Genomic DNA, 11,356 nt, shown 5'->3' on the forward strand with positions numbered 1-11,356 from the left:
CAGGTTATCCACAAGCAGGTGCACAGTGGATGTGGGCAAGTTGCACGTTTGCGCGTGCTCTCAAAGGTTGCAGGCCTTCGACTCAACGCGCTAACAGAATCCGTCCGCGGCTCAGGTCGGCCAATTGCTTTCGTAGTGTTTCGATCTGCGCCTCGCCCACGGCGATCTGCAAGTCGACGCCATTGGCGGTAAAGCGCTCTTCATTCACCAGGCCGCCGCATTCAGCGACCCGCAATTTCACCAGTGGCAGTTCCGCGAACGCGCAGGTACAGCGCAGCGCCACGCGGCTGATCAATTCAATTTTGTCGGCGTTTTGCAGGCACTTGTTCGCGCCGCCACCATAGGCCCGGGCCAGCCCGCCGGTGCCCAGTTGAATGCCGCCGTACCAGCGGATCACCAGTACCGCGACCTGATCGCAGGCTTGTGCTTCGATGGCTGCCAGGATCGGGCGTCCGGCGGTGCCGCCCGGCTCGCCATCGTCGTTGCTGCGGTATTGATCGCCGAGTTTCCAGGCCCAGCAATTGTGCGAGGCATTCAGGTCGCTGTGCTGTTCGATAAAAGCCTGGGCATCGGCGGCGCTGGTGATGGGGGCGGCGAAGGTGATGAAGCGGCTTTTGCGAATGTCTTCACGGTATTCGCAAAAGCCGGCAAGGGTAAAGGGCATGGGCGTCTTAGAAAGCAGGTGTCAGGCCGCAGCCCTTGAGGATGATGTGGGTCAGGTTGTCGCCGGCATCGATCATGTCCTGCTTGGTCAACTTGCTGCGACCGGTCACGCGACAGATCTGGGTGGCGAAGTCGGCGTAATGCTGGGTACTGCCCCAGAGCAGGAAGATGAGATGCACCGGGTCGACCGGGTCCATCTTGCCCGCGTCGATCCAGGCCTGGAACACGGCGGCACGGCCATTGAACCAGGCGCGATAGTCCTGGTTGAAGTACTCGGTCAGGCATTCGCCACCGCTGATCACCTCCATGGCGAACAGCCGCGACGCCTGGGGCTGGCGACGGGAAAACTCCATCTTGGCGCGGATGTAGCGGGTCAGGGCTTCGGCCGGATCATCCTCGGCGGTGAGGGTATTGAAGGTGCTGTCCCACAATTCGATGATGTTGCTCAGCACCGCCACATACAACCCGAGCTTGTTGGTGAAGTAATAGTGCAGGTTCGCCTTGGGCAGCCCGGCCTTCAGGGCGATGGCATTCATGCTGGTGCCTTTGAACCCATGACGGGCGAACTCGTCTTCGGCGGCCTTGAGGATGGTCTCTTCGTTCTTTTGACGAATGCGACTGGTGGGCTTGCCACCGTGGGCTGGGACTTCAAAGGTCATGGACGTTTCCGGGGCTGGGTCTGTGGGGCAAGCAACTGCGTTGATAGCGCACCGGCATCAATCCGACAAGTGCCATCACACTAAAAAGACCTCCGCCGATGACCAGGCCAACCTCGACCAATGTGGGATCAGCGGGTGGCCGCCAGGCTCTCGAGAAAACTTTCCAGCACCAGGTGAGGCCGACGTCCCTTGCGGGTGACCGAGGCCAGGCTCAGGTCATAGAAGCGCACCGTGGGTTTCAAGGCGCGCAACCGGCCTTGCTGGACCCAGAGACTGGCGTAGTGATCGGGCAGGTAACCAATGTAGCGCCCGGTGAGAATCAGGAACGCCATGCCTTCGCGGTCCGAGGCGCTGGCGGTGCAATTGAGTGCCTGGTAGTGGGCCTGGATGTCGGCCGGCAGGCGGAAGGTTGGCGCGATCGCGTCCTGGCTATTGAGGCGCGCGTCGTCGAGTTGCTGGTCATCCACGTAAAACAACGGGTGCCCTACCGCGCAATACAGCAGCGACCGCTCGCTGTAGAGCGGCTGATATTCCAGTCCGGAAAGAGCGCTGGCCTGAGGGACCACGCCGACATGCAGGCGACCGTCGAGCACGCCTTGCTCGACTTCGTTGGGGGCGATCATGCGGATCTGAATCTGTACGTCGGGTCCGCGCTCCTTCAATTGAGCCAGTGCATGGGTGATGCGCATGTGAGGCAGGGTGACCAGATTGTCGGTCAGGCCGATGGTCAGTTCACCGCGCAAATGCTGGTGCAGGCCGTTGACCTCGGTACGAAAGCTTTCCAGCGCACTCAATAGCTGCAAGGCCGATTGATAAACCTCTCGCCCTTCTTCGGTCAAGGAAAACCCCGCCCGTCCGCGCTGGCACAGACGCAGGCCAAGGCGCTGTTCGAGGTCGCTCATCTGCTGGCTGATGGCCGAGCGACCGATGCCGAGCACTGTTTCGGCGGCGGAGAATCCACCGCACTCCACCACGCTGCGGAAAATGCGTAGCAAGCGGATATCAAAGTCGCTGACCTGGGCCAGCGGATCGGGACGACGAGCGCTCATAGTTTAGTGATCCGCTGACTGAAGGTTAGAAAAGTTGGATTTCATCGACTTTATCGCCGTGGCAACTTAGCTGCAAGAACGCTTTCGATTCCCTGTCGCTTATGTCCTGCGAGGTTTTGTCGATGAACATGCCCGAACACGCCGCCGGTTCCCTGGCCAGCCAGCTCAAGCTGGACGCCCACTGGATGCCCTATACCGCCAACCGCAACTTCCAGCGCGACCCGCGCCTGATCGTCGCCGCCGAAGGCAGTTGGCTGGTGGATGACAAGGGGCGCAAGGTATACGACTCGCTCTCGGGCTTGTGGACATGCGGCGCCGGGCACACCCGCAAGGAAATCCAGGAAGCGGTCGCCAAGCAACTGGGTACCCTCGATTACTCGCCGGGTTTCCAGTATGGCCATCCGCTGTCGTTCCAACTGGCGGAGAAAATCACCGACCTGACCCCAGGCAACCTCAATCACGTGTTCTTCACCGACTCCGGTTCCGAGTGCGCCGATACCGCGGTGAAAATGGTCCGCGCCTACTGGCGCCTCAAGGGCCAGGCGACCAAGACCAAGATGATCGGCCGTGCCCGTGGTTATCACGGGGTGAACATTGCCGGCACCAGCCTCGGCGGGGTCAACGGTAACCGCAAGTTGTTCGGCCAGGCGATGATGGACGTCGATCACTTGCCTCACACCTTGCTGGCCAGCAATGCCTATTCCCGTGGCATGCCGAAGGAGGGTGGCATTGCCTTGGCCGATGAGTTGCTGAAGCTGATCGAGCTGCACGATGCCTCCAACATCGCCGCCGTATTCGTCGAACCGATGGCCGGCTCGGCCGGTGTGCTGGTGCCGCCTGAGGGTTACCTCAAGCGCCTGCGGGAAATCTGCGACCTGCACAACATCCTGCTGGTGTTCGACGAAGTGATCACCGGTTTCGGTCGCACCGGTTCGATGTTCGGTGCCGACAGTTTTGGCGTGATCCCGGACCTGATGTGCATTGCCAAGCAAGTCACCAATGGCGCGATCCCCATGGGCGCGGTGATTGCCAGCAGCGAGATCTACCAGACGTTCATGAACCAGCCGACACCCGAGTATGCAGTTGAGTTTCCCCATGGCTATACCTACTCGGCGCACCCGGTGGCGTGCGCGGCTGGCCTGGCGGCGCTGGATTTGCTGCAAAAGGAAAACCTGGTGCAGAGCGTGGCTGAGGTCGCGCCACATTTTGAGAATGCATTGCACGGCTTGAAGGGCTCAAAGAACGTCATCGACATTCGCAACTATGGCCTGGCCGGGGCGATCCAGATCGCTGGGCGGGACGGTGACGCCATCGTGCGCCCGTTCGAGGCCGGCATGGCGTTGTGGAAAGCCGGGTTCTATGTGCGGTTTGGCGGCGACACCTTGCAGTTCGGGCCGACGTTCAACAGCAAGCCGCAGGATCTGGATCGTCTGTTCGACGCAGTTGGTGAAGTGCTGAACAAGCTCGACTGACGCGTTCCTCTATATAGCTTTCAATAACGGGCGTCCGGTCATGGGCGCCTGTGGATAAATTCTGGAGTCCCCATGAGCCTCATTCCGCATTTGATCAACGGCGAACTGCTGAGCGACAGCGCGCGCACGGCTGACGTGTTCAACCCGTCCACTGGCCAAGCCATTCATAAGGTGCCGTTGGCTGATCGGGCGACCATCCAGCAGGCCATCGACGCGGCGAAGGCGGCTTTCCCGGCCTGGCGCAACACACCGGCGGCCAAGCGTGCGCAGGTGATGTTTCGTTTCAAGCAATTGCTGGAGCAGAACGAGTCGCGCATCGCCCAATTGATCAGCGAAGAACACGGCAAGACGCTGGAAGACGCAGCGGGTGAACTCAAGCGCGGGATCGAAAATGTCGAGTTCGCCTGTGCAGCGCCGGAGATTCTGAAGGGCGAGTACAGCCGCAACGTCGGACCGAACATCGACGCCTGGTCAGACTTTCAACCCTTGGGCGTGGTGGCGGGCATCACACCGTTCAACTTCCCGGCGATGGTTCCGCTGTGGATGTATCCGCTGGCGATCGTCTGCGGTAACTGCTTCATTCTCAAACCGTCCGAGCGCGACCCGAGTTCGACACTGCTGATCGCCCAATTGCTGCTGGAAGCCGGCTTGCCCAAGGGCGTGTTGAGTGTGGTGCATGGCGACAAGGCGGCCGTGGACGCGCTGATCGAAGCGCCGGAAGTGAAGGCACTGAGTTTTGTCGGTTCGACGCCGATTGCCGAATACATCTATGCCGAGGGCACCCGGCGCGGCAAACGCGTCCAGGCACTCGGTGGGGCGAAGAACCATGCGGTGCTGATGCCCGATGCGGACCTGGACAATGCTGTCAGCGCACTGATGGGCGCGGCGTACGGTTCGTGCGGTGAGCGTTGCATGGCGATTTCCGTGGCGGTGTGTGTCGGCGACCAAGTGGCGGACGCGTTGGTGGCCAAGTTGGTGCCGCAGATCAAGGCGCTGAAGATCGGTGCCGGTACGTCTTGCGGGCTGGATATGGGACCGCTCGTGACGGGGCAGCATCGGGACAAGGTCAGTGGCTATATAGAAGACGGTGTCGCGGCGGGGGCTTCGCTGGTGGTCGATGGTCGCGGCTTGAGTGTCGCGGGGCATGAAGAGGGCTTCTTCCTTGGTGGTTGCCTGTTCGATCGCGTGACACCCGAGATGCGCATCTATAAAGAAGAGATCTTTGGGCCGGTACTGTGCATCGTTCGGGTCAACAGCCTGGAAGAGGCGATGCAACTGATCAACGATCACGAGTACGGCAACGGCACCTGCATCTTCACTCGTGATGGCGAAGCGGCGCGGTTGTTCTGCGATGAGATCGAGGTTGGCATGGTGGGCGTCAACGTTCCATTGCCGGTGCCTGTGGCCTATCACAGCTTTGGCGGCTGGAAGCGTTCGCTGTTCGGCGACCTGCACGCCTATGGCCCGGACGGTGTGCGTTTCTATACTCGGCGCAAGGCGATTACCCAGCGCTGGCCGCAGCGTGCCAGCCATGAGGCTTCACAGTTCGCGTTCCCCAGCTTGTAATCGGTCAGAGAAGAGGCCGGCGCCGTCAGGTGCCGGCCTCTATGTTTGCGGGGCTTTTTGATCGATGTGACAGAATTATGAAAATAGCTGTTGACGGCAGATTCTGGACGTCTATAATTCGCCCCACTTCCGGCGCAGTCGAAACGGAAAACTCCTTGATATTCAATGAGTTATCCTTGTTTTGAAAGTGTCGGGCTTCAGTTCATCGAAGCCTGGGAAGCAGTTGATAAGGTGGTTTGTTTGGCCTTATTGACGATTCGATCTTCTCGGTCGAAAGCGGAGAAAAAGAGGTGTTGACAGCAGCGAGTAACGCTGTAGAATTCGCCTCCCGCTAACGAGAGTTCGGAAGCGCAAGTGGTTGAAGTTGTTGAAAATAACCGCTTGACAGATACACCGGGCGCTGTAGAATGCGCGCCTCGGTTGAGACGAAAGGCTCAACCCACCGCTCTTTAACAACTGAATCAAGCAATTCGTGTGGGTGCTTGTGGAGTCAGACTGCTAGTCAACAGATTATCAGCATCACAAGTTACTCCGCGAGAAATCAAAGATGTAACCAACGATTGCTGAGCCAAGTTTAGGGTTTTCTCAAAACCCAAAGATGTTTGAACTGAAGAGTTTGATCATGGCTCAGATTGAACGCTGGCGGCAGGCCTAACACATGCAAGTCGAGCGGTAGAGAGAAGCTTGCTTCTCTTGAGAGCGGCGGACGGGTGAGTAATACCTAGGAATCTGCCTGGTAGTGGGGGATAACGCTCGGAAACGGACGCTAATACCGCATACGTCCTACGGGAGAAAGCAGGGGACCTTCGGGCCTTGCGCTATCAGATGAGCCTAGGTCGGATTAGCTAGTTGGTGGGGTAATGGCTCACCAAGGCGACGATCCGTAACTGGTCTGAGAGGATGATCAGTCACACTGGAACTGAGACACGGTCCAGACTCCTACGGGAGGCAGCAGTGGGGAATATTGGACAATGGGCGAAAGCCTGATCCAGCCATGCCGCGTGTGTGAAGAAGGTCTTCGGATTGTAAAGCACTTTAAGTTGGGAGGAAGGGCAGTTGCTTAATACGTAACTGTCTTGACGTTACCGACAGAATAAGCACCGGCTAACTCTGTGCCAGCAGCCGCGGTAATACAGAGGGTGCAAGCGTTAATCGGAATTACTGGGCGTAAAGCGCGCGTAGGTGGTTTGTTAAGTTGGATGTGAAATCCCCGGGCTCAACCTGGGAACTGCATTCAAAACTGACAAGCTAGAGTATGGTAGAGGGTGGTGGAATTTCCTGTGTAGCGGTGAAATGCGTAGATATAGGAAGGAACACCAGTGGCGAAGGCGACCACCTGGACTGATACTGACACTGAGGTGCGAAAGCGTGGGGAGCAAACAGGATTAGATACCCTGGTAGTCCACGCCGTAAACGATGTCAACTAGCCGTTGGGAGCCTTGAGCTCTTAGTGGCGCAGCTAACGCATTAAGTTGACCGCCTGGGGAGTACGGCCGCAAGGTTAAAACTCAAATGAATTGACGGGGGCCCGCACAAGCGGTGGAGCATGTGGTTTAATTCGAAGCAACGCGAAGAACCTTACCAGGCCTTGACATCCAATGAACTTTCTAGAGATAGATTGGTGCCTTCGGGAACATTGAGACAGGTGCTGCATGGCTGTCGTCAGCTCGTGTCGTGAGATGTTGGGTTAAGTCCCGTAACGAGCGCAACCCTTGTCCTTAGTTACCAGCACGTTATGGTGGGCACTCTAAGGAGACTGCCGGTGACAAACCGGAGGAAGGTGGGGATGACGTCAAGTCATCATGGCCCTTACGGCCTGGGCTACACACGTGCTACAATGGTCGGTACAGAGGGTTGCCAAGCCGCGAGGTGGAGCTAATCCCACAAAACCGATCGTAGTCCGGATCGCAGTCTGCAACTCGACTGCGTGAAGTCGGAATCGCTAGTAATCGCGAATCAGAATGTCGCGGTGAATACGTTCCCGGGCCTTGTACACACCGCCCGTCACACCATGGGAGTGGGTTGCACCAGAAGTAGCTAGTCTAACCTTCGGGAGGACGGTTACCACGGTGTGATTCATGACTGGGGTGAAGTCGTAACAAGGTAGCCGTAGGGGAACCTGCGGCTGGATCACCTCCTTAATCGACGACCGCAGCTGCTCCATGAGCTCCCACACGAATTGCTTGATTCATTGAAGAAGACGATAGAAGCAGCTTTAAGCTCCAAGCTGATAGCTCATAGCTAACAGTTACAAGCTCGAAATTGGGTCTGTAGCTCAGTTGGTTAGAGCGCACCCCTGATAAGGGTGAGGTCGGCAGTTCGAATCTGCCCAGACCCACCAATTTTGTTATGGGGCCATAGCTCAGCTGGGAGAGCGCCTGCCTTGCACGCAGGAGGTCAGCGGTTCGATCCCGCTTGGCTCCACCATAAACTGCTTCTGAAAGCTTAGAAATGAGCATTCCATCAAGGTGATGGTGAATGTTGATTTCTAGTCTTTTGATTAGATCGTTCTTTAAAAATTTGGGTATGTGATAGAAACATAGACTGGACGTTACTTTCACTGGTAACGGATCAGGCTAAGGTAAAATTTGTGAGTTGCTCTTAAGTGAGCAAGCGTACGAATTTTCGGCGAATGTCGTCTTCACAGTATAACCAGATTGCTTGGGGTTATATGGTCAAGTGAAGAAGCGCATACGGTGGATGCCTTGGCAGTCAGAGGCGATGAAAGACGTGGTAGCCTGCGAAAAGCTTCGGGGAGTCGGCAAACAGACTTTGATCCGGAGATGTCTGAATGGGGGAACCCAGCCATCATAAGATGGTTATCTTGTACTGAATACATAGGTGCAAGAGGCGAACCAGGGGAACTGAAACATCTAAGTACCCTGAGGAAAAGAAATCAACCGAGATTCCCTTAGTAGTGGCGAGCGAACGGGGACTAGCCCTTAAGCTTCTTTGATTTTAGCGGAACGCTCTGGAAAGTGCGGCCATAGTGGGTGATAGCCCTGTACGCGAAAGGATCTTAGAAGTGAAATCGAGTAGGACGGAGCACGAGAAACTTTGTCTGAATATGGGGGGACCATCCTCCAAGGCTAAATACTACTGACTGACCGATAGTGAACTAGTACCGTGAGGGAAAGGCGAAAAGAACCCCGGAGAGGGGAGTGAAATAGATCCTGAAACCGTATGCGTACAAGCAGTGGGAGCCCACTTTGTTGGGTGACTGCGTACCTTTTGTATAATGGGTCAGCGACTTATTTTCAGTGGCGAGCTTAACCGAATAGGGGAGGCGTAGCGAAAGCGAGTCTTAATAGGGCGTCTAGTCGCTGGGAATAGACCCGAAACCGGGCGATCTATCCATGGGCAGGTTGAAGGTTGGGTAACACTAACTGGAGGACCGAACCGACTACCGTTGAAAAGTTAGCGGATGACCTGTGGATCGGAGTGAAAGGCTAATCAAGCTCGGAGATAGCTGGTTCTCCTCGAAAGCTATTTAGGTAGCGCCTCATGTATCACTGTAGGGGGTAGAGCACTGTTTCGGCTAGGGGGTCATCCCGACTTACCAAACCGATGCAAACTCCGAATACCTACAAGTGCCGAGCATGGGAGACACACGGCGGGTGCTAACGTCCGTCGTGAAAAGGGAAACAACCCAGACCGTCAGCTAAGGTCCCAAAGTTATGGTTAAGTGGGAAACGATGTGGGAAGGCTTAGACAGCTAGGAGGTTGGCTTAGAAGCAGCCACCCTTTAAAGAAAGCGTAATAGCTCACTAGTCGAGTCGGCCTGCGCGGAAGATGTAACGGGGCTCAAACCATACACCGAAGCTACGGGTATCACTTAGGTGATGCGGTAGAGGAGCGTTCTGTAAGCCTGTGAAGGTGAGTTGAGAAGCTTGCTGGAGGTATCAGAAGTGCGAATGCTGACATGAGTAACGACAATGGGTGTGAAAAACACCCACGCCGAAAGACCAAGGTTTCCTGCGCAACGTTAATCGACGCAGGGTTAGTCGGTCCCTAAGGCGAGGCTGAAAAGCGTAGTCGATGGAAAACAGGTTAATATTCCTGTACTTCTGGTTATTGCGATGGAGGGACGGAGAAGGCTAGGCCAGCTTGGCGTTGGTTGTCCAAGTTTAAGGTGGTAGGCTGGAATCTTAGGTAAATCCGGGATTCTAAGGCCGAGAGCTGATGACGAGTTACCCTCTGGGTGACGAAGTGGTTGATGCCATGCTTCCAAGAAAAGCTTCTAAGCTTCAGGTAACCAGGAACCGTACCCCAAACCGACACAGGTGGTTGGGTAGAGAATACCAAGGCGCTTGAGAGAACTCGGGTGAAGGAACTAGGCAAAATGGCACCGTAACTTCGGGAGAAGGTGCGCCGGTGAGGGTGAAGCATTTACTGCGTAAGCCCACGCCGGTCGAAGATACCAGGCCGCTGCGACTGTTTATTAAAAACACAGCACTCTGCAAACACGAAAGTGGACGTATAGGGTGTGACGCCTGCCCGGTGCCGGAAGGTTAATTGATGGGGTTAGCTAACGCGAAGCTCTTGATCGAAGCCCCGGTAAACGGCGGCCGTAACTATAACGGTCCTAAGGTAGCGAAATTCCTTGTCGGGTAAGTTCCGACCTGCACGAATGGCGTAACGATGGCGGCGCTGTCTCCACCCGAGACTCAGTGAAATTGAAATCGCTGTGAAGATGCAGTGTATCCGCGGCTAGACGGAAAGACCCCGTGAACCTTTACTATAGCTTTGCACTGGACTTTGAATTTGCTTGTGTAGGATAGGTGGGAGGCTTTGAAGCGTGGACGCCAGTTCGCGTGGAGCCAACCTTGAAATACCACCCTGGCAACTTTGAGGTTCTAACTCAGGTCCGTTATCCGGATCGAGGACAGTGTATGGTGGGTAGTTTGACTGGGGCGGTCTCCTCCTAAAGAGTAACGGAGGAGTACGAAGGTGCGCTCAGACCGGTCGGAAATCGGTCGTAGAGTATAAAGGCAAAAGCGCGCTTGACTGCGAGACAGACACGTCGAGCAGGTACGAAAGTAGGTCTTAGTGATCCGGTGGTTCTGTATGGAAGGGCCATCGCTCAACGGATAAAAGGTACTCCGGGGATAACAGGCTGATACCGCCCAAGAGTTCATATCGACGGCGGTGTTTGGCACCTCGATGTCGGCTCATCACATCCTGGGGCTGAAGCCGGTCCCAAGGGTATGGCTGTTCGCCATTTAAAGTGGTACGCGAGCTGGGTTTAGAACGTCGTGAGACAGTTCGGTCCCTATCTGCCGTGGACGTTTGAGATTTGAGAGGGGCTGCTCCTAGTACGAGAGGACCGGAGTGGACGAACCTCTGGTGTTCCGGTTGTCACGCCAGTGGCATTGCCGGGTAGCTATGTTCGGGAAAGATAACCGCTGAAAGCATCTAAGCGGGAAACTTGCCTCAAGATGAGATCTCACTGGGACCTTGAGTCCCCTGAAGGGCCGTCGAAGACTACGACGTTGATAGGCAGGGTGTGTAAGCGCTGTGAGGCGTTGAGCTAACCTGTACTAATTGCCCGTGAGGCTTGACCATATAACACCCAAGCAATTTGAGTCGAAAGGCCAGATTGCGGTGTGTGAAGACGAGATGAACCGAAAGTTCAACGCTGCTCACAAGACACCCACCTATCGCATACCCATTCGCTGGAACGTGACCGCAAGGCACGCGCTGGCTACCGAATTTCTTGACGACCATAGAGCATTGGAACCACCTGATCCCATCCCGAACTCAGAAGTGAAACGATGCATCGCCGATGGTAGTGTGGGGTTTCCCCATGTGAGAGTAGGTCATCGTCAAGATTAAATTCCAAAACCCCTATCTGCTGACGCAGGTAGGGGTTTTGTTTTGCCCGCAGGAAAGTTCTTACGATAAGCGCGGACAGGTCCCAGCTGTCACAACCCCCCGACAGTGCTAA

The 11,356-nt window shown here is 56.0% G+C and carries 5 protein-coding genes, 2 tRNA genes and 3 rRNA genes; 7 read left to right on the plus strand and 3 right to left on the minus strand.

The window, feature by feature from the left end; all coding sequences use genetic code 11:
• Positions 1-82: 82 nt before the first annotated feature.
• From LOY70_RS03480 to LOY70_RS03490, 3 genes are all read right to left on the minus strand, one after another.
• Positions 83-664 (minus strand): IMPACT family protein, encoded by a 582-nt coding sequence (locus LOY70_RS03480; RefSeq protein WP_265033345.1) that lies wholly within the window; start codon positions 662-664, stop codon positions 83-85.
• A 7-nt stretch (positions 665-671) separates the two neighbouring features.
• A complete protein-coding gene (locus LOY70_RS03485) occupies positions 672-1,322 on the minus strand; it encodes a TetR/AcrR family transcriptional regulator (protein WP_123345002.1) in 651 nt (216 codons plus the stop codon).
• A 128-nt stretch (positions 1,323-1,450) separates the two neighbouring features.
• Positions 1,451-2,371 carry a LysR family transcriptional regulator gene (locus LOY70_RS03490; protein ID WP_025211665.1) on the minus strand — a complete coding sequence of 307 codons (921 nt, stop codon included), beginning with the start codon at positions 2,369-2,371 and terminating at the stop codon, positions 1,451-1,453.
• A gap of 122 nt (positions 2,372-2,493) precedes the next feature.
• Here LOY70_RS03490 and LOY70_RS03495 point away from each other — a divergent pair, with 122 nt between their 5' ends.
• The 7 genes from LOY70_RS03495 to rrf all read left to right on the plus strand — a co-directional run bounded on the left by LOY70_RS03495 (position 2,494) and on the right by rrf (position 11,240).
• Positions 2,494-3,843, plus strand: a complete 1,350-nt coding sequence (locus LOY70_RS03495; protein WP_265033348.1) for an aspartate aminotransferase family protein — start codon at positions 2,494-2,496, stop codon at positions 3,841-3,843.
• Positions 3,844-3,915: 72 nt separating this feature from the next.
• A complete protein-coding gene (locus LOY70_RS03500; RefSeq protein WP_025211667.1) occupies positions 3,916-5,409 on the plus strand; it encodes a CoA-acylating methylmalonate-semialdehyde dehydrogenase in 1,494 nt (497 codons plus the stop codon).
• A 604-nt stretch (positions 5,410-6,013) separates the two neighbouring features.
• Positions 6,014-7,550: ribosomal RNA gene (locus LOY70_RS03505) — 16S ribosomal RNA — on the plus strand.
• Positions 7,551-7,673: 123 nt separating this feature from the next.
• A tRNA-Ile gene (locus LOY70_RS03510) sits at positions 7,674-7,750 on the plus strand.
• A 10-nt stretch (positions 7,751-7,760) separates the two neighbouring features.
• A tRNA-Ala gene (locus LOY70_RS03515) sits at positions 7,761-7,836 on the plus strand.
• A gap of 246 nt (positions 7,837-8,082) precedes the next feature.
• Positions 8,083-10,974 (plus strand): 23S ribosomal RNA (locus LOY70_RS03520).
• 150 nt (positions 10,975-11,124) lie between these two features.
• Positions 11,125-11,240 (plus strand): 5S ribosomal RNA (gene rrf / locus LOY70_RS03525).
• Together the 16S, 23S and 5S rRNA genes with 2 tRNA genes alongside form the textbook arrangement of a ribosomal RNA operon.
• Positions 11,241-11,356: the final 116 nt, after the last annotated feature.

The sequence above is a fragment of the Pseudomonas sp. B21-054 genome (assembly GCF_026016345.1).
Lineage (GTDB): Bacteria > Pseudomonadota > Gammaproteobacteria > Pseudomonadales > Pseudomonadaceae > Aquipseudomonas.

Excerpts from the sequence above, each read along its gene's own strand:
- LOY70_RS03500 (WP_025211667.1), top strand. The coding sequence starts at position 3,916 with ATGAGCCTCATTCCGCATTTGATCAACGGCGAACTGCTGAGCGACAGC.
- LOY70_RS03480 (WP_265033345.1), bottom strand. The coding sequence starts at position 664 with ATGCCCTTTACCCTTGCCGGCTTTTGCGAATACCGTGAAGACATTCGC.
- LOY70_RS03485 (WP_123345002.1), bottom strand. The coding sequence starts at position 1,322 with ATGACCTTTGAAGTCCCAGCCCACGGTGGCAAGCCCACCAGTCGCATT.
- LOY70_RS03490 (WP_025211665.1), bottom strand. The coding sequence starts at position 2,371 with ATGAGCGCTCGTCGTCCCGATCCGCTGGCCCAGGTCAGCGACTTTGAT.
- LOY70_RS03495 (WP_265033348.1), top strand. The coding sequence starts at position 2,494 with ATGAACATGCCCGAACACGCCGCCGGTTCCCTGGCCAGCCAGCTCAAG.